At 73.1% G+C, this 17,938-nt stretch carries 12 protein-coding genes and 1 tRNA gene; 8 read left to right on the top strand and 5 right to left on the bottom strand.

Annotated elements, in window-relative coordinates:
• The first annotated feature begins 16 nt into the window (after nt 1-16).
• The 8 genes from traB (at nt 17) to EKH77_RS17395 (ending at nt 7,649) form a co-directional block, all read left to right on the top strand.
• On the top strand, nt 17-2,056 hold the full coding sequence (gene traB, locus EKH77_RS17430; RefSeq protein ID WP_126918113.1) for a plasmid transfer protein TraB: 2,040 nt from the start codon (nt 17-19) through the stop codon (nt 2,054-2,056).
• A gap of 168 nt (nt 2,057-2,224) precedes the next feature.
• Nucleotides 2,225-2,713 carry a hypothetical protein gene (locus EKH77_RS17425; RefSeq protein WP_126915281.1) on the top strand — a complete coding sequence of 163 codons (489 nt, stop codon included), beginning with the start codon at nt 2,225-2,227 and terminating at the stop codon, nt 2,711-2,713.
• Nucleotides 2,714-2,722: 9 nt separating this feature from the next.
• Entirely contained in the window at nt 2,723-3,235 is a 513-nt protein-coding gene (locus EKH77_RS17420) for a hypothetical protein (RefSeq protein ID WP_126915280.1), read from the top strand.
• Nucleotides 3,236-3,327: 92 nt separating this feature from the next.
• Nucleotides 3,328-4,242 carry a bifunctional DNA primase/polymerase gene (locus tag EKH77_RS17415; RefSeq protein ID WP_126915279.1) on the top strand — a complete coding sequence of 305 codons (915 nt, stop codon included), beginning with the start codon at nt 3,328-3,330 and terminating at the stop codon, nt 4,240-4,242.
• Nucleotides 4,243-4,418: 176 nt separating this feature from the next.
• Nucleotides 4,419-4,592, top strand: a complete 174-nt coding sequence (locus EKH77_RS33375) for a hypothetical protein (protein ID WP_206279870.1) — start codon at nt 4,419-4,421, stop codon at nt 4,590-4,592.
• Complete coding sequence (locus EKH77_RS17405) at nt 4,589-5,836, top strand: DUF3631 domain-containing protein (RefSeq protein WP_126915277.1); 1,248 nt, start codon at nt 4,589-4,591, stop codon at nt 5,834-5,836. The genes EKH77_RS33375 and EKH77_RS17405 overlap by 4 nt, the downstream gene beginning before the upstream one ends.
• Before the next feature lie 175 nt (nt 5,837-6,011).
• Complete coding sequence (locus tag EKH77_RS17400; protein WP_206279869.1) at nt 6,012-6,212, top strand: helix-turn-helix domain-containing protein; 201 nt, start codon at nt 6,012-6,014, stop codon at nt 6,210-6,212.
• 51 nt (nt 6,213-6,263) lie between these two features.
• Nucleotides 6,264-7,649: a tyrosine-type recombinase/integrase gene (locus EKH77_RS17395; RefSeq protein WP_126915276.1), complete on the top strand. Its 1,386-nt coding sequence runs from the start codon at nt 6,264-6,266 to the stop codon at nt 7,647-7,649.
• Between the two features lie 45 nt (nt 7,650-7,694).
• On the opposite strand, the gene EKH77_RS17390 is transcribed toward EKH77_RS17395, so the two are convergent.
• From EKH77_RS17390 to topA, 5 genes are all read right to left on the bottom strand, one after another.
• Nucleotides 7,695-7,768 (bottom strand) — tRNA-Thr (locus EKH77_RS17390).
• A 97-nt stretch (nt 7,769-7,865) separates the two neighbouring features.
• Nucleotides 7,866-9,500: an alpha/beta hydrolase gene (locus EKH77_RS17385; protein ID WP_126915275.1), complete on the bottom strand. Its 1,635-nt coding sequence runs from the start codon at nt 9,498-9,500 to the stop codon at nt 7,866-7,868.
• A 301-nt stretch (nt 9,501-9,801) separates the two neighbouring features.
• Complete coding sequence (locus EKH77_RS17380) at nt 9,802-11,025, bottom strand: DNA polymerase III subunit delta' (protein WP_126915274.1); 1,224 nt, start codon at nt 11,023-11,025, stop codon at nt 9,802-9,804.
• 257 nt (nt 11,026-11,282) lie between these two features.
• On the bottom strand, nt 11,283-14,765 hold the full coding sequence (gene tmk, locus EKH77_RS17375) for a dTMP kinase (RefSeq protein WP_126915273.1): 3,483 nt from the start codon (nt 14,763-14,765) through the stop codon (nt 11,283-11,285).
• Between the two features lie 166 nt (nt 14,766-14,931).
• Nucleotides 14,932-17,787 carry a type I DNA topoisomerase gene (gene topA / locus EKH77_RS17370; protein ID WP_126915272.1) on the bottom strand — a complete coding sequence of 952 codons (2,856 nt, stop codon included), beginning with the start codon at nt 17,785-17,787 and terminating at the stop codon, nt 14,932-14,934.
• Nucleotides 17,788-17,938: the final 151 nt, after the last annotated feature.

Genomic DNA, 17,938 nt, shown 5'->3' with positions numbered 1-17,938 from the left:
TCGAGCCGTGCGAGACATGCGTGAGCACAGCGAGCAGCAGCACGAAGAGCAACTGCGCGGCGCCTCCGACGCCGGGGGCGTCCGGGCGTACCTGCTGCACCGGGCCAAACCACACCTCCCGCCCTGGCTCGGCGTCGGCGGCGCCGGTCTGGCCGGTGCGCTGGGCAGCCTGGAATGGTCCTCCAGCGCGGCGGCCGGCGTGGGCCTGACCCTGGCCTCCGTCGCCCTCACGAGCGCCACCTGGTGGGCGGGCCGCTCGACCAGTCAGCAGCGGCGTCTGCACTCGGCCATCACCATGGCAGCGGGATCGGCGTGGGTGACCGCCGCGTGTCTCGCCGGTCCGACGGCCGGGCCGCTGCCAGACCTGTACCTGATGGGCGGCCCGGCCCTGGCCCTGTCATGGAACGTGCGGATGATCATGCGCCGCAGCGTCGACGGCACCACCGGCCAGGGCGCGGACAAGGGGCTGCTGGAGAAGGTCGGCCTGGCCCGCGCGCAGATCGGCGCGGTCAAGGTCGACCCGAACCGCGTCACAGCGGCGGTCGCGCTGGAAGCGGGGGAGCAGACCAACGACGACGTCGCTAAGAGCCTGGCGCGGATCGCGTCCGCGCTGGATCTGCCGACCACGGCCATCCGGTACCAGCCGGACCCCGCCTCGGCCCGTCGCGGCGACCTGGTCATCGTCCCAGAGGACATGCTCGCCGAGGCGGTTGAGTGGACGGGGCCGTCGAACCTGGGCGGCTCCATCGCCGAACCGCTGGTCATCGGCCGCTACGACGACGGCTCACCGCTGCTGCTGTGGCTGCCCGGAGACCCGGAAGCCGAACGGAACTCGACCCACGTACTGATCGCGGGCGTCTCCGGTTCCGGCAAGGGCGACGCGGCGCTCAACCTGCTCACCGAGATCCTTTCCCGCCGGGACGTCATCGTCTGGTTCAGCGACCCGAAGATGTTCCAGGACTTCGGCCCCCTGCGGCCCGGCCTGGACTGGGCCGTGGAGGGCGGCTCCGGCACCGAAGTCATGGTGGAGGCCGTCAAGGCCACCATCCCGGCCCGGACCAAGTGGCTGGGCGCTCACGGCTACCGCCAGTGGCTGCCCGAGGCAGCCCTGACGCAGACCAGCACCAAGCACACGTGCCGCAAGGACGGCACCGCGTGCGGCTGCCCCGGCATGCCGTTCCTGGTGGCATGGATGGAGGAGTCCGCCAACACGCTGCGCGCGATGGGGGACGACGCGTTCACCGGAATCTCGCAGGAGGCGCGCTCCGCCGGTATGGCCCTGGTCGTCTCCCTCCAGCGGCCCAGCTACGACCAGATCAGCACCAGCACCCGCGCGTCCCTGCCGTCCGTGATCGCGCTCGGCTGCGACGAACGGGATGAAGGGTTCTCCCTCCCCAGCAGGGTCTTGGACGCCGGAGCTCACCCCGGCGCCTGGGGAAACCGCCGCCCCGGATACTGCTACCTCGTTTCCCCGGGCATCCCCGAGGACCGGTACGCCTCCCCGGCCAGGACCTTCCATTTCACCATCCGCTCGGTGTCCGTCCTGGAGGTGCTCGCCTCCTGGGCCCAGCGCCACGGCGCCCCGGCGGGCCCGGTCACCGCCCAGGCGGCCGCCAGGGTCGCCGGACAGCTCTACACCGGCCGGGCGGCCCCCGGCACCGACCAGCCGGCCCCCGGACAGGCTGGCGCGGAGGAAGGCGAGATGGAGATGGACGGTGGCCCGCTGGTCGACCCCGAGGACGCCCAGCTCGATCCGGACGCCGACCTGCCCGACCCCGAACCGGGTGACGACGTACCGATGTTCGGGCAGCAGGAGACCGGCCGTAAGCCCTCCCCCGAAGAGGCCCGGGCCTTGCTCGCCCGGGCGCTGGAGCAGTTCGAGTCTGAGGGCCGGATGGTCGTGGGCCCGAAGGACTTCACCGACTGGTGCGACGCCAACAACTACTCCCGCCCATGGGTCTCCGCCCGGCTGAAGGAAGCCGCCCTTGAGGGCCGGCTGGAGCCCACCGCCCAGACCGGCCGGTGGCGCATCGTCCCCGCCCTGACGGCCGCCTGACACCTGACACCGTCACGGCCCCCTGACACCCAAACCCCTAGGCAGCCGCACCGTCACGCGGACCCTGACACCCCGCGTGACACCCCTGACGACCACGCCTGACACCCAACCAGTGGGCCCGCGCCGCCCGGCGCGGGCCCACTCCGCATGCCCGTAGGGAGGCTCACCATGCCCCTTCCCGAACACCACCCGCCGATCACCCATCACCCCATCCCGATCACCCCCGCCGTTCCCGCCCCGATCGTCCCCCTCCACCCCGGCCCGCTCCCCGCCGTCCAGACGATCCAGCTCCCCGACGGGCGCCTGATCACCGGCTACACCCTCACCCCCGACCAGCCCCAGACCGCCCCCGTACCGGTGGCGCGCCCGGTCCCGTCCTGGGCCAAGACCACCGCCCTTCTCGCCCCGACCATCGGAGGCGGCATCGCCGCCGCCGGCTACGGGCTCGCCGCCGCCGCACCCGGACTGATCGCCGCCGCCCACGCCCTGTGGGCCGCCGCAGCGCTCCTCATCCTCATCCCCCTCGGCACCGTGGCCATCCTCCGCACCATCACCGGCCGCCACCGCGAGGAGCACACCGAAACCACCCAGATCGTCCAGGTCACCGCCACCGGCCTCTTCGGCCGCGCCCACGGCACCATCCACAACCACCACTAGGAGACGGACGTGTTCGAGATCCGGATCATCTGCGACCCCACCGACGCCGACGCGATCACCAAGGGACTGGCCGGCACGTTCACCACCAGCCCGCCCCTGCGGAAGCCGACCCGGTCGGGGAAGCGTCTGCGGCTGTACATCACCGCCGACCATCACACGGGGGACGACGCCTACGCCGACGCCCCGCCCATCGTGCATGAGCTGGCGGACCTCACCGACCTGATCTCTTGCTACACCGACGCCGGCCTGCTGCCGCCTTCCTCAGTCGAGCGCGAGTTCCTCCTGCGCAGGGCGGCGCTGCTGGACCGCATGGCCATCGAGGAAGCGGCCGTCTCGGCGCCCGTGGCCGTCGAGATGGCTGTTGAGACCGCCGAAGCCGCCGCCCTCACCCTGTCTCTCTTCGACCGGGTGAAGGGCTGGGCCGGTGAGCACGGGCCCGAGGACCGGCTGTGGGCCCGCACCAGCCACCGGGGCTACGTCCGCCAGGAGTACGCCGCCTGGCTCCAAAGCACCCGGCCGTAGATACGCCCGGGGCGACCGCCCACGTCTCGCCAAAGTCGCGCGATCGCCCCGGTTCCACCCGTCCATCAACAGACCTAGTGGAGGTCTCCAGCATGCCCCAAGAACTCCGCTCCATGCTGCTGCGTGCGGCGCTGGATGCTGCGGAGCGTGGTTGGCCCGTCTTCCCGCTCCGCCCCGGCGACAAGCGCCCCGCCCTGCACGGCGAGACCCGCTGCCCCCACACCGGCCCCTGCCGGGCCGGGCACGTGAAGTGGGAGGAGCGCGCCACCACCGACCCCGAGCGCATCCGCCGCGCCTGGTCGGCCGGCCCCTTCAACATCGGCCTGGCCACCGGCCCCGCAGGGCTGCTCGTGGTCGACCTGGACAAGCCCAAGAGCAATACGGACGCGCCTGACGGCGCGACGACCTTCCAGGCGCTCTGCGAGCGCACCGGGCAGCCCGCCCCCACCACCCGCACCATCCGGACCGCGAGCGGCGGCACCCACCTGTACTTCACCGCCCCCGCAGCAGCCCGCCTGCACAACACCGCCGGGGCCCTCGCACCGCTCGTGGACACCCGCGCGTGGGGCGGCTACGTCGTCGCCGCCGGAAGCCACGTGAACGGGGCCCGCTACGAGACCTGCGGCCCCACCCTCCTCAATCCCCTGCCCGACTGGCTGCGCACACTGCTCATCCCACCCCACCCCCGAACACGCACCACCACGACCACGGCGGCGGTGCCGCTCCGTCGCGGCAGCGCCAGCTCGTACGCGGCCGCCGCGCTGCGCAACGAGGAGGCAGCCGTCGCCAGCGCCCCCGAGGGCCAGCGCAACGCGGCGGTCGTCCGGGCCACGCGAGCCCTGGGGCGGCTGGTCGCATCCGGCGACCTGGACCGCGCCGTGGTGGAGGCGGCTATTAGTCGGGGGGCGGAAGCGGCCGGCCAGAAGCCCCACGAGTACCGCTCCGCGATCACCAGCGCCCTCAACTGGTCCATCCAGCAGAACAGCGGTACTCGGAAGACGGCATGACCGGCCGCACCTCCTCTCCGACTAACAGCCCACCCGACACCGCCGACGGCCCCAGCTCCGCCGAACTGGCCCCGGCCCGATCCGGCAGTGGTGCGCCGAGGGTCGCCGCCCGTCAGGGCGTCCTTTCAGCTCTTCGCCCTGACCAGCACCCGACCCCCGCGCCCCGCATCGTCGGGATGCTCCGCATCGTCGCCCCCGGCCGGGGCGCAGTGCCCACCGCGACATCGACATGCGCATGCGGCCGCAACCGCAGCGCCGCCGGACACCAGCACGTGCTCGCCCTCATCACCGACCACACCGCCCACCGCGACCTCTGCCCGCTCCTGACCGAAGAGAGGAACGCCGCATGACCAGCACCCCGCCCGCCCCGTCTATCGACGGCGCTGCCCTGCTCGATGAGGTCGAGCACTTCCACCGCCGCTTCAACGTTTTCCCGAGCGAAGCCGCCTACGTCGCCGTCGCCCTGTGGGACGCCCACGCCCACCTGATCGACGCGTTTGACGGCACCGCCCGCCTCGCGTTCCTCTCCCCCGAGCCCGGCTCGGGGAAGTCCCGTGCCCTGGAGATCGTGGAAACTCTCACCCCCCGCGCGGCCACCACCGTCAACGCCTCCGCCAACGCCCTCTTCCGGCTCGTGGAGGCCGACGGCGGAACGCCGACGCTGCTGTTCGACGAGATCGACACCGTCTTCGGGCCGAAGGCCGGAGGCAACGAGGAGGTTCGCGGGTTCCTGAACTCCGGCTACCGGCGGGGCGCCAAGTCGCTGCGCTGCGTCGGGGACGGCTCGAACCAGAGCACCGAGTGGTTCTCCTCGTTCTGCGCCGTCGCCATGGCGGGACTCGGCTCCCTCCCGGACACGATCCTGACCCGCTCGGTCATCATCCGGATGCGCAAGAAGGCCCCGAACGAGAAGGCCGAACCGTACCGCCGTCGCGTCCACGAGAAGCAGGGCCACGCCCTGCGTGACCGGCTCGCCGACTGGGCCACCACCGTCCACGACCAGGTCGCCGAAGCCTGGCCCGAGATGCCGGAGGGGGTCTCCGACCGGCCCGCCGACGTGTGGGAACCGCTCCTCGCGGTCGCGGCCGGCGGCCACTGGCCCGAGCGGGCCCGCGCCGCCAGCCTCGAACTCATCAAGGCAGCCCAGGACGGCGACGAAGCCTCCCTCGGGGTCCGCCTGCTGACCGACCTGCGCGACAAGGTGTTCTGCGGCGCCGACCGCATGCCCACCGCCGCCATCCTCGAAGTCCTCCTCGGACTCGATGACGCCCCCTGGGCCGACCTGACCGACGACGGCAAGCCACTGACCGCCCGGGGCCTCTCCACGCTCCTGAAACAGTACGTCCGCCCCGACAACACCCCGATCCGCCCCCGGGGGATCCGAGTCGGCAGCGGCACCCCGAAGGGCTACTACGCGGACGACCTGACCGACGCATGGGCCCGCTACTGCCCCCCTCCCCCCGGGAAGTCCGCAACACCCGCAACGTCCGCAACATCGCAGGTCAACGAGGGTGAATCCGTGGCGGAAGACCCCATGGAGAGTCGCCACACGCACGCAGAAACCGGCACACACCAACTCCGAGCCGTCGTCTAACCCGACCCCAACCCAGCAAGCCGCCGCGCACCGCGCGGCGGCACCTATCCGCAACGCAACCAGCATCCGCCACACCCCCAAGCTGCTGACCAGCACTGTTGCGGCGTGGCGGATGTTGCGGATTTACGGCAAGGAAGGCGAAGCGTCCCGTCCGATCCGTAGGGAGGAATCACTGATGACCGCCCCGGCCGGTCCCGTCGTCCCGCTCCTCTATACGCCCGAGGAAGCCGCCGAAGCCTTGAGGTTCGGCCGCACCACGGTCTACGAGCTCATGGCCGACGGCACCTTGCCGTTCATCAAGCGCGGCCGGTCACGGCGCATCCGTGTGGCCGATCTCCAGAACTACGTGAACAACCTCGAACAGCAGGCCAGTTAGCACACGGGCGGCGGCCGGGGCTGGACTCCGGCCGCCACCGAAAGGAGAGAAGTGGCTCCCCGCAAGCCAAACTTGGAGTCGTCCGTCTACCTGGGGAATGACGGCTGGTGGCACGGCCGCGTCACGATGGGGCTCAAAAACGACGGGAGTCCGGATCGACGGCACCGGCGGGCCAGGACCGAGCCGGAGGTCGTCCGAAAGGTCAAGGCACTGGAGAAGCTCCGCGACGAGCACCGCGCACCCAGGGCCGGCCGCGCGCCGACCGTGGCCGCGTGGATGGACACGTACCTGACCAACATCGCGTCCCTGAAGCTCAAGCCGCGTTCTCTGGACGATTACTGGTCCAAGACCCGCAACGACATCATCCCAGGGGTCGGGCAACACCGTCTCGACAAGCTGGCCCCGGAGCACCTGGAGACGATGTACGCGGCCATGCTCGCCGAGGGTCACGCGCCGTCCCACGTGCTCAAGGTTCACCGCATCTTGTCTCGGGCTTTGAAGATCGCGCATAGGCGCCGGATGATCGTTGAGAATGTCGCCACGCTGGTCGACCCGCCATCGGCCGACGAGACCGAGGCGAACCCGTTCGAGCAGGAAGAGGCCCGGCGGTTTCTCGAAGCCGCCGCCAGGCGCCCCAACTTCATGCGCTGGGCTTTCGGCATCGGGATGGGCCCACGCCCCGGCGAGACGCTCGGCGCGCGCTGGCCCTACCTCGACCTCGACAACGCCCTGTTCCATCCCACCTGGCAGCTTCAACGCCTCACGTGGCGCCACGGCTGCAAGGACCCTCACGCTTGCGGGGCTCGCCTCCACCGCTTCGATCCGTGTCCGCCCGGCTGCACGGTCCACAAGAGGTACAAGCGGGGCTGCCCCAAGCCATGCCCGAAAGGGTGCACCCGGCACGCCAGCGCATGCCCGGAGCGTAAGGACGGCGGACTCGTCTTCACCCGCCCGAAGACCAAGAAGAGCCAGCAGCCCATCCCCATCCCGCCCGTGTTCATCCCCCCGTTACGCGAGCACAAGGCGTGGCAGGACGAGCAGCGGGCGGCCGCCGGGGACGCGTGGCACGACTTCCAGGTGGTGTTCGCCCGGCCCGACGGTCGGCCGATCGACCCCCGGGACGACTGGGAGGAGTTCAAGGAGATCCTTGAGGAGGCCGGGCTCAGCGACCGGCGCCTGTACGACGGGAGCCGGCACACGGCCGGCACGGTCCTGAACGAGCTGGGCGTGGACATGCCCACGATCATGGAGATCCTGCGGCACACCCAGATCGGCCAGACCCGGCGATACGTGAAGGGACGGAACCCCCTAGCCAAGGACGCGATGCAACGGATGGGGGACGCCTTCTTCCCGCCCGTCTCCCCCGGATCTGAGACCAGAACTGAGACCATCGACAGCCGAGCCGCCCGCGCCCGGCGTCGGCGGCGCATCCGCTGAACGAAAAAGCCCAGCTCAGACGAGATCTGAGCTGGGCTTCGGCGGAGCCGCCTTCGGGATTCGAACCCGAGACCTACGCATTACGAGTGCGTTGCTCTGGCCAACTGAGCTAAGGCGGCAAGCTGCGTAGCCAAGGTTGGCGTGTGCAGCGCGCCTAAGTCTACACAGTTTCCAGGGGTGCTCCGTACACAGCCGTTCGCACGGGGATCTCGCAGGTCAGGAGCAGCGGCGGGAGGCCGGGGGCGGGGTGCCCGTGAGGAGGTAGTCGTTGATCGCGCCGTCCACGCAGCGGCTGCCCCGGGTGTAGGCGGTGTGGCCGTCGCCGTCGTAGGTGAGCAAACGGCCGGAGGAGAGCTGGGAGGCGAGGGCGCGGGCCCAGGGGTAGGGCGTCGCCGGGTCACGGGTGGTGCCGACGACGAGGATGGGTGCGGCGCCCCGGGCCGGGATGCGGTGGGGGCCGCCGGTGGCCCGCACGGGCCAGTACGCGCAGCTCAGAGCGGACCAGGCGAAGCTCGCGCCGAGGGACGGGGACGCCTTCTCGAAGTCGGGGACGGCACGGCGGACGGCCGCCGGCCCGCGGAAGGCGGGCGGCAGGTCGAGGCAGTTCACCGCCGAGTTGGCGGGCATCAGATTGGTGTAGTGACCGCGCTGGTCGCGCTCGTAGTAGAGGTCCGAGAGGCGCAGCAGCAGCGCGCCGTCGCCGGTCTGCGCGTTGTGCAGGGCCTTGCGGAGGATCGGCCAGGTGGTCTCGTCGTACATGGCGGAGATCACACCCGTGGTGGCCAGGCTCTCGGTGAGCCGGCGGGGGGTGCCGGTGGCCAGCGGGTGCTGGTCGAGGCGCTGGAAGAACTGCTGGAGGCGGACGCCCGCGACATCCGTGCGGCCGCCCTCCAGCGGGCAGTCCTCGTGCTGGGCGCAGTCCGCCGCGAAGGAGGCCAGGGCCGTCTGGAAGCCCGCCGTCTGGTCGCGGTTGATCCGCCGGGCGTCGAGCCCGGGGTCCATGGCGCCGTCGAGGACGAGCCGGCCTACGCGGGAGGGGAAGAGCCCCGCGTAGGTGGCGCCGAGGAAGGTGCCGTACGAGGCGCCGACGTAGTGGAGCTTGTCGTCGCCGAGGACCGCGCGGAGGACGTCCATGTCGCGGGCCGCCTCGACGGTCGAGACATGACCCAGCAGTTTGCCCGAGCGGGCGGCGCAGCCCTGGGCGAACTTCTTGAACGCCGCCACCAGTTCACGGACCTCGGCGGCGTCGTCCGGCGTCGTGTCGACCTGGGCGTAGGCGTCCATCTCCTTGTCGGAGAGGCAGGTGACCGGCTGGCTCGCGGCGACGCCGCGCGGGTCCATCGCGACCATGTCGTACCGGTCGCGGACCGCGCCGGGATAGCTGGAGGCCGCGTACTCCTGGAGGAAGCCGATCGCCGAGCCGCCCGGCCCACCGGGATTGACCATCAGGGCGCCGAGGCGTTTGCCGGGGCCCGTGGCCTTCTTGCGGGAGACGGCGAGTTTCACGTCGTCGTGGGACTGAGGGGCCTCGTAGTCGAGCGGGGCGCGCAGCGTGGCGCACTCGAAGTCCGCGCGCTTGCCGCCGCAGGAGTGCCAGGCGAGCCTCTGGTCGTAGTACGGCCGGAGGGCGCGCGGCAGGACGGTGGGCAGCGGGGCCAGCTCCGGGAGCGCCCCCTGTTCGTCGGCCGCCCCGGGCGGGAGGAGGGAGGCGAAGGAGCCGGGTTCGCCCACGCCGCGCGGTCTGGCCGCCGCCGTGCCCGGCGCCGCCGCCCCCGAGACGGCGGCGGAGATCAGCAGGGCCGCGGTCGCGGCGAGCGTGCCGGAGGTGCGGAACAGGCGACTGGTGTCCATCGGCTGGCCCCTCGGGGTGGGCGACAGGTGGGCGTACGAACATCCGGCCGTCCGGGCAGTCGGACATCCGCAGGACATACAGATATGCGGACATGCGACATGCACAGGACCACGCGGGCATACGGAGCGTATCCGGACGGATACCCGACTTGGCCAGCCTTACGGCCCACTAGTCCTCATACGAGTGAGGAATCACCCAACCTGCGGTGTGCCCGCCGTTCCTCGTACTACTCACCCTCCCCCGGTCAGCTCAACCGTTCCCCCCGTCCCCCGGACGGGACCCCCGACGGCACCCGCGCGGTCAGCCCGCGCGCAGCGCGACCGCCATGGCCTCGACGGCGAGCAGCGGCGCCACATTGCGGTCGAGCGCCTGCCGGCAGGCCGTGATCGCCTCGATGCGGCGCAGCGTCGCCTCCGGCCCGGAGCCGCGCGCGACGCGCTCCAGGGCGTCCCGCGCGTCGTCGTTGGCGAGCTCGACGCGCGAGCCGAGCTGTATCGCGAGCACGTCGCGGTAGAAGCCGGTCAGGTCCGTCAGGGCCAGGTCGAGGCTGTCGCGCTGGGTGCGGGTGGCGCGGCGCTTCTGGCGGTCCTGGAGCTCCTTCATGGCGCCGGCGGTGCCGCGCGGCAGCCGGCCGCCGGTGCCCGCCGCCGCGCCGAGCGCGGCCCGCAGCTCCTCGGTCTCCTTGGTGTCGACCTCCTCGGCGACCTGCTTGGCGTCCTCGGCGGCGGCGTCGATCAGCTCCTGGGCCGCCTTGAGGCAGCCGCCCATGTCGGCCACGCGCAGCGGCATCTTCAGCACGGCCGCGCGGCGGGCCCGGGCGCGCTCGTCCGTGGCCAGGCGGCGGGCCCGGCCGATGTGCCCCTGGGTGGCGCGGGCCGACCGGACCGCGAGCTCCGGCTCGATCCCGTCCCGGCGGACGAGGATGTCGGCCACCGCCGACGTCGGAGGCGTGCGCAGCGTCAGGGACCGGCAGCGGGAGCGGATCGTCGGCAGCACGTCCTCCAGGGAGGGCGCGCACAGCAGCCAGACCGTCCGGGGGGCGGGCTCCTCCACGGCCTTGAGCAGCACGTTGCCCGCGCCTTCGGTGAGCCGGTCCGCGTCCTCCAGGACGATCACCTGCCAGCGGCCGCCGGCGGGCGACAGCTGGGCCCGGCGGACCAGGTCACGGGTCTCCTTGACGCCGATGGACAGCAGGTCCGTACGGACGATCTCCACGTCCGCGTGCGTCCCGACGAGGGAGGTGTGGCAGCCGTCGCAGAAGCCGCAGCCGGGGGCGCCGCCCGTCGCACGGTCGGGGCTGACGCACTGGAGGGCGGCGGCGAAGGCCCGGGCGGCGGTGGCCCGCCCGGAGCCGGGCGGGCCCGTGAACAGCCACGCGTGCGTCATCCGGGAGGCGCCCGCCGCCTCCGGCGCCGCCGAGGCGTCCGTCCCAGCGGCCGTGACCAGCGCGTCCGCGTCCCGCGCGGCAGCGGCGAGCTGCTCGATCACCCGGTCCTGGCCGACCAGGTCGTCCCACACCGCCATGGCTGTTCCTCCGCGCTGTCCGTCCTGCGGCTACCCATTGTGGGCCACACCACTGACACCCGGGCCCCGAAGGGGCGCGGGGCAGTGTCGATATGCGGCTACCACCGCGCGGGCGCGACCGGCCCCGTAAGGGGGCGCGGGGCGTATCGGCGCGCCCGGCCCCCACACCGGCCCCGTAAGGGGCGCGGGGAACCGCGCGACCGGCCACGACGGCGCCGCAGCCGACCGACACCCCGTCGCCGCACTTCCAGCGGCGGCTAGCGCCGCTCACCCTCGCCGCCGTCGGCGGCGTCCCGCTTGCCGAGCAGATCGTCCGCCAGCGTCGGGGCGTCGTCCGCCCACTCCGGCCGGTGGCGCCGCGCCTTCCGCAGGGGCCGGCCGGGCGCGTCGCCGCCCTCGGCCTCCCCGTCGACCTGCGGCAGCTCGCGCGTGCGCTCGGCCTCCGGGGCGGCGTCGTCGTCCTTGCGGAAGAGCCAGTCGGGCACCCGGTCCACGGGGTTCTCGGACCGCGCCTCCGGCCCCGCCGGCGGCTTCGGCAGCACAGCCGTCTCCTCCGACTCGGAGCCCTGGCCACGGGGGGCGTCCTTCGGCTCGACGCCCCAGGTGACGCGCTGCGTCGGCGGCGTCGGCGCGACGACGGGCGGCAGCACGGCCGTCCGGTCCTCGGAGCCGGCCGGGGGCCGGGGCGTCTCGACGGTCGGCGCGTCGCCGGTGTCACGGGCGTCCCGGGCATCGCGGGGGTCCCGGGCGTCCTTGCGGAAGGCAGCGGTCCCCACGACGGGCGGCCGCACGGAACCGCGATCGCCGCTGCCGGAAGGGGCGCCCGCGCCCCCCTCCGGCTCGCGCAGCGAGGGCTGCGGCACGGTGGGCGCCTCGTCCTCGCCCGAGCCCCCGGCACGGGCCGGGGTACCGGCCCCGGCACCGGACGGGAAGCCGCGGACCGCCGGGGCGCCGGCCCCGGAACCAGCCGACGGACCAGCACCCGCCCCGGAACCGTCCTCGGCACCCGCCAGGGCACCCGCCGCCGCGGCCTCCGCCGCCACCCGCGCCTGCTCGGCCTTGAGCAGGGCCTCTTCCGCCTTGCGCTGCTTCTCCAGGCGCCGTTCCTCGGCCTCGGCGCGCAGCCGGGCCTCCTCGGCGGCCTGCTCGCGCAGTCGTTCCTGCTCGGCGGCGCGGGCGCGCTCCTCCGCCTCGCGGCGCGCGCGTTCCTCCTCGGCGCGCTGACGCGCCTCCTCGGCCTCCCGGGCGCGGCGCTCCTCCTCGCGGCGCGCGGCCTCCTCGGCCTCGCGCCGGGCGCGCTCCTCCTCGGCGCGCAACCGCTCCTGGCGCTCACGCTCCAGCCGCGCCTCCTCCGCCCGGCGGTGCTCCTCCTCCACCCGGCGGCGCTCTTCCTCGGCCTTCTCCGCCTCCCGGCGCTCTTCCTCGGCGCGGCGCGCGGCTTCCGCCGCCTCACGCGCGGCGGCCTCCGCGGCAGCGCGCTCCGCCGCGAGCTCCGCCTCCCGCTCCGCCTTGCGGCGGGCCTCCTCCTCGGCGGCCTGGCGCGCCGCCTCCAGGGCGGCCGCGCGCGCGGCCTCGCGGGCCTCGAGCTCGGCGGCGGACAGCGGCAGCATCTGGTCGAGCCGGTGGCGGACGACGGCGGTGATGGCGTCGGGCTCCTGCCCGGCGTCCACCACGAGGTAGCGCGCCGGGTCGGCGGCGGCCAGGGTCAGGAACCCGGTCCGGACCCGCTGGTGGAACTCCGCCGGCTCGGACTCCAGCCGGTCCGGCGCCTCCGTGAAGCGCTCGCGCGCGGTCTCGGGCGAGACGTCGAGGAGCACGGTCATGTTCGGGACGAGCCCGTCCGTGGCCCAGCGCGAGATCCGGGCGATCTCGGTCGGCGAGAGGTCGCGCCCGGCGCCCTGGTAGGCGACGGACGAGTCGATGTAGCGGTCGCTGATGACGACCGCGCCGCGCTCGAGGGCGGGCCGTACGACGGAGGCGACGTGCTCGGCGCGGTCGGCCGCGTAGAGCAGCGCCTCGGCGCGGTCGGAGAGGCCGGCCGACGCGACGTCCAGCAGGATCGCGCGCAGCCGCTTGCCGATGGGCGTGGCGCCCGGCTCGCGGGTGACGACGACCTCGTGGCCCTTGGCGCGGATCCACTCGGCGATCGCCCGCACCTGGGTGGACTTCCCGGCCCCGTCGCCGCCCTCGAAGGCGATGAAGAAGCCGGCGGGGGCCGTGCCCTCGGCGGGGTCGCCGCCGCGCACCACGTCGAGCAGGTCGCGGTGGAAGGGCACCCCGTGCCGGTCGTCGGTGCGGCCCAGCACGAGCGCGCCGACGGGCAGCAGCAGCGCGCCGACGAGCATCAGCGTGAACGCCGCCCCGCCGTGCGCGAAGACGAAGGAGCCGGACACGAGCCGGTGCGGACCGATGACCGCGGCGAGGACGGGCGCCACGACCGCGCCCAGCGCGACGGTGAGGCGGACGACCCCGTGGAGGTGCTCGGTGGTGCGGGCCCGGCCGGACTCCTCCGTCTCCTGGTCGAGGAGGGCGTGACCGGTGTTCGCGACCACGCCGGCGGAGCAGCCCGCCAGCAGGACGAGCAGCAGCACGGTCGTCGCGTCGGGCACCAGCCCGGCGGCGAGCAGCGCGGCGCCCGTCAGGGCGAGCGCCAGCGCGAGCAGCCGGCGGCGGGAGAAGCCGGGCAGCACCTTCCGGGCGCCGCGGATGCCCAGGGCCGGGCCGCCGGTGAGCGCGAGGGCCAGCAGGGCGAAGCCGACGGGCCCGCCGCCGAGGTCGGCCGCCTGGAGCACGGCGACGCCGACGGCCGCGGCGACCGCGCCGGCGATGGCCGCGCAGGACAGGACGAGCACCGGGATCGCGCCCGTGCGCCCCTTGTCGGCGGCGCCGTGGGCGGTCTTGGGGCGGCGCAGGCCCTCCAGCGGGGAGCGCGCGCGGGGCGCCTTCACGCCATCGGGCAGCGGGGGCAGCGTCATCCGGTGGAGCACCACGCCGGACGTCGCGAAGAGCCCGGCCGCGAGGTACGAGCCGAGGGCCGCCTGGTGGAGGTGGAACCAGTCGATGCCCGAGCCGAGCAGATTGCCGATCAGGGTGATGACGAGGAGCGCGGCCGCCGCGACGGGCAGCGCCAGGTAGGTCGTGCGCAGCGAGAGCCGCCGCAGCGCCTCCTGGTGGTCCGGCAGCGGGCGCACCGCGTCGCCCTCGGGCGGCGGGGCGGGCAGCAGCGCGGGCACGGCGCCGTCCTTGGCGACCGTCCAGACGCGTTCGGCGCCGCCGACGACGAAGGCCGTGACGAGAAGCCAGACGACGGCCTGGCGCCCGGTCCAGTCGGCCCACAGGGGCGCGACGGCGAGGAGCGCGAGCCGCAGCCCGTCCGCGCCGATCATCGTCCAGCGGCGGTCGAGCCGGCCGGCCGGGGAGAAGAGCGAGGACAGCGGCTCCAGCAGGACCGCGCCGAGGAGCACGGTGCCCAGCAGCCGCGCGCCGATCACGGCGGCGACGGCGAACGCGGCGCCCCGGTAGCCACCGCCGAGGGAACCCGTCTCGACCGCGGCCTGGAGGGCCAGCAGCATGAGGACGAAAACGGCGAGGCCGTCACCCACGGCCCCGGCGGACTGGGCGCTCCACAGCCGCCGCAGCGGACGGAAGCGCAGCAGGGCCCGTAGGGCACGCTCGCGGGAGTCCGCGGCCAGTGCTCCGGATACGGGGCTCTCCAAAGGTGGCTGCTCGGCTCGCGTCATCCTGCCAGCCTATCCGGAGTTGTCCGGATGCCGACTGTCAATACGAACGTATATACGAACTTACGTCCGGGGTCCTATACAGGGCGATACCGGGCGGGTGGGCATAAGGCAAGGGCCGCCCCCGAGGGGGCGGCCCTTGCGGCATGCTCGGCGCGAGCCTTCCCGCCTACTCCGCGTCGGCCGCCGCGGCCGAGGCCGAGGCCGCGGTCTTCTTGGCGGCGGCCGTCGTCTTCTTCGCCGCGGCGGTCTTCTTCGTCGCCGTGGTCTTCTTCGCGGCCGTCGTCTTCTTGGCCGCGGTCTTCTTCGCCGGGGCCTTCTTGGCGGCGGCCTTCTTCGCGGGCGCCTTCTTCGCCGTCTTCTTGGCCGGGCCCTTGGCGCGCTTCTCCGCCAGCAGCTCGTAGCCGCGCTCCGGCGTGATCGTCTCGACGTCGTCGTCACGGCGCAGCGTCGCGTTGGTCTCGCCGTCGGTGACGTACGGGCCGAAGCGGCCGTCCTTGACCACGACCGGGCGCTCGCTGACCGGGTCGGTGCCCAGCTCCTTCAGCGGCGGCTTGGCCGCGGCGCGGCCGCGCTGCTTGGGCTGCGCGTAGATCGCCAGGGCCTCGTCCAGCGTGATGCTGAAGAGCTGGTCCTCGGTCTCCAGGGAGCGCGAGTCCGTGCCCTTCTTCAGGTACGGGCCGTAGCGGCCGTTCTGCGCGGTGATCTCCACGCCCTCGGCGTCCTTGCCCACGACGCGCGGGAGCGACATCAGCTTCAGCGCGTCGTCCAGCGTCACCGTGTCGAGGGACATCGTCTTGAAGAGCGACGCGGTACGCGGCTTGACGGCGTTCTTCCCGGTCTTCGGGGTGCCCTCGGGGAGCACCTCGGTGACGTACGGGCCGTAGCGGCCGTCGCGGGCGACGATCTGGTGGCCGGTACCCGGGTCGGTGCCCAGCTCGAAGTCGCCGCTCGGCTTGGCGAGCAGCTCCTCCGCGTACTCGACGGTGAGCTCGTCGGGCGCCAGGTCGGTCGGGACGTCGGCGCGCTGGTGGCCCTCGGCGTCCTTCTCGCCGCGCTCCACGTACGGGCCGTAGCGGCCCACGCGCAGCACGATGCCCTCACCGACGGGGAAGGAGGACACCTCGCGGGCGTCGATCGCGCCCAGGTCGGTGACGAGCTCCTTCAGGCCGCCGAGGTGGTCGCCGTCGCCGTTGCCGGCGTCGGCGGCGCCGCCTTCGGGGCCCTCACCGAAGTAGAAGCGGCGCAGCCACGGCACGGCCTGGGCCTCGCCGCGGGCGATGCGGTCGAGGTCCTCCTCCATGGAGGCGGTGAAGTCGTAGTCGACGAGCCGGCCGAAGTGCTTCTCCAGCAGGTTGACGACGGCGAAGCTCAGGAAGGACGGCACGAGCGCCGTGCCCTTCTTGAAGACGTAGCCGCGGTCGAGGATCGTGCCGATGATCGACGCGTAGGTCGACGGGCGGCCGATCTCCCGCTCCTCCAGCTCCTTGACCAGCGAGGCCTCCGTGTAGCGGGCCGGGGGCTTGGTGGCGTGGCCGTCGGCGGTGATCTCCTCGGCGCTCAGCGCGTCGCCCTCGCCGACCTGCGGCAGCCGGCGCTCGCGGTCGTCGAGCTCGGCGTTCGGGTCGTCGGCGCCCTCGACGTAGGCCTTCATGAAGCCGTGGAAGGTGATCGTCTTGCCGGACGCGCTGAACTCGGCGTCCCGGCCGTCGCTCGCCCGGCCGCCGATCTTCACGGTGACGGAGTTGCCGGTCGCGTCCTTCATCTGGGAGGCGACGGTCCGCTTCCAGATCAGCTCGTAGAGCCGGAACTGGTCGCCGGTCAGACCGGTCTCGGCGGGGGTGCGGAAACGATCACCCGAAGGACGGATCGCCTCGTGCGCCTCCTGGGCGTTCTTGACCTTCCCGGCGTACGTACGCGGCTTCTCCGGCAGGTAGTCGGCGCCGTAGAGCTGGGTGACCTGCGCCCGGGCGGCGGTGATCGCCGTCTCCGAGAGCGTGGTGGAGTCCGTACGCATATAGGTGATGAAGCCGTTCTCGTACAGCTTCTGGGCCACCTGCATGGTCGCCTTGGCACCGAAGCCCAGCTTGCGCGAGGCCTCCTGCTGGAGCGTGGTGGTGCGGAACGGCGCGTACGGGGAGCGGCGGTACGGCTTGGACTCGACCGAGCGCACCGCGAAGGCGGCGTCGGCGAGGGCGGCGGCCAGCCCGCGGGCGGTCGCCTCGTCCAGGTGGAGGACCTGCGCGGAGTCCTTCAGCCGCCCGTTCGCCCCGAAGTCACGGCCCTGGGCGACGCGGCGGCCGTCGACCGCCGCCAGCCGGGCGACCAGGGTCGAGGGGTCGCTGTTGTCACCGGCGCGGCCGGTGCTGAAGGTGCCCGTGAGGTCCCAGTACTCGGCGGACCGGAAGGCGATGCGCTCCCGCTCCCGCTCGACGACCAGGCGGGTGGCCACGGACTGCACCCGGCCGGCGGACAGCCGGGGCATGACCTTCTTCCAGAGGACCGGCGAGACCTCGTAGCCGTAGAGGCGGTCGAGGATGCGGCGGGTCTCCTGGGCGTCGACGAGCTTCTTGTTCAGCTCGCGCGGGTTGGCGACGGCGGCCTGGATCGCGTCCTTGGTGATCTCGTGGAAGACCATCCGGCGGACGGGGACCTTGGGCTTGAGGACTTCCTGGAGGTGCCAGGCGATGGCCTCGCCCTCGCGGTCCTCATCGGTGGCGAGGAAGAGCTCGTCGGACTCGGCCAGCAGGCCCTTGAGCTTCTTGACCTGATCCTTCTTGTCGGCGTTGACGACGTAGATCGGCTGGAAGTCCTTGTCCACGTTGACGCCGAGCCGGGCCCAGGGCTCACCCTTGTACTTCGCCGGGACCTCGGCGGCCCCGTTCGGGAGGTCACGGATGTGCCCGACGCTCGCCTCGACGACGTATCCGGGGCCGAGGTAGCCCTTGATCGTCTTCGCCTTGGCAGGCGACTCGACGATGACGAGTCGGCGGCCGCCCTGTGCGGTCTCGCTGGTCGGGGACAACTTCGCTCTTCTTCCGGTCGACACTCGGTGTGGGCGTTTCGGTGTGGGCGTTGCGTGACGCTGCGGAGTGTGACGGTACATCCCGCCCCCGTGTCAAACGGAAAAAGCCCGCAACGCCACTCGAACGGTAACCCGACAAGCGTCCTGTCTG

Origin of the sequence: Streptomyces luteoverticillatus, from assembly GCF_003970715.1 — a bacterium.
Lineage (GTDB): Bacteria > Actinomycetota > Actinomycetes > Streptomycetales > Streptomycetaceae > Streptomyces > Streptomyces abikoensis.
The sequence above is the reverse complement of the archived record's forward strand: the minus strand, read 5'-3'. Positions and strand labels throughout refer to the sequence as shown.

Excerpts from the sequence above, each read along its gene's own strand:
- tmk (WP_126915273.1), bottom strand. The coding sequence starts at position 14,765 with ATGACGCGAGCCGAGCAGCCACCTTTGGAGAGCCCCGTATCCGGAGCA.
- EKH77_RS17425 (WP_126915281.1), top strand. The coding sequence starts at position 2,225 with ATGCCCCTTCCCGAACACCACCCGCCGATCACCCATCACCCCATCCCG.
- EKH77_RS17415 (WP_126915279.1), top strand. The coding sequence starts at position 3,328 with ATGCCCCAAGAACTCCGCTCCATGCTGCTGCGTGCGGCGCTGGATGCT.
- traB (WP_126918113.1), top strand. The coding sequence starts at position 17 with ATGCGTGAGCACAGCGAGCAGCAGCACGAAGAGCAACTGCGCGGCGCC.
- EKH77_RS17400 (WP_206279869.1), top strand. The coding sequence starts at position 6,012 with ATGACCGCCCCGGCCGGTCCCGTCGTCCCGCTCCTCTATACGCCCGAG.
- EKH77_RS17405 (WP_126915277.1), top strand. The coding sequence starts at position 4,589 with ATGACCAGCACCCCGCCCGCCCCGTCTATCGACGGCGCTGCCCTGCTC.
- EKH77_RS17380 (WP_126915274.1), bottom strand. The coding sequence starts at position 11,025 with ATGGCGGTGTGGGACGACCTGGTCGGCCAGGACCGGGTGATCGAGCAG.
- EKH77_RS17385 (WP_126915275.1), bottom strand. The coding sequence starts at position 9,500 with ATGGACACCAGTCGCCTGTTCCGCACCTCCGGCACGCTCGCCGCGACC.
- EKH77_RS33375 (WP_206279870.1), top strand. The coding sequence starts at position 4,419 with ATGCTCCGCATCGTCGCCCCCGGCCGGGGCGCAGTGCCCACCGCGACA.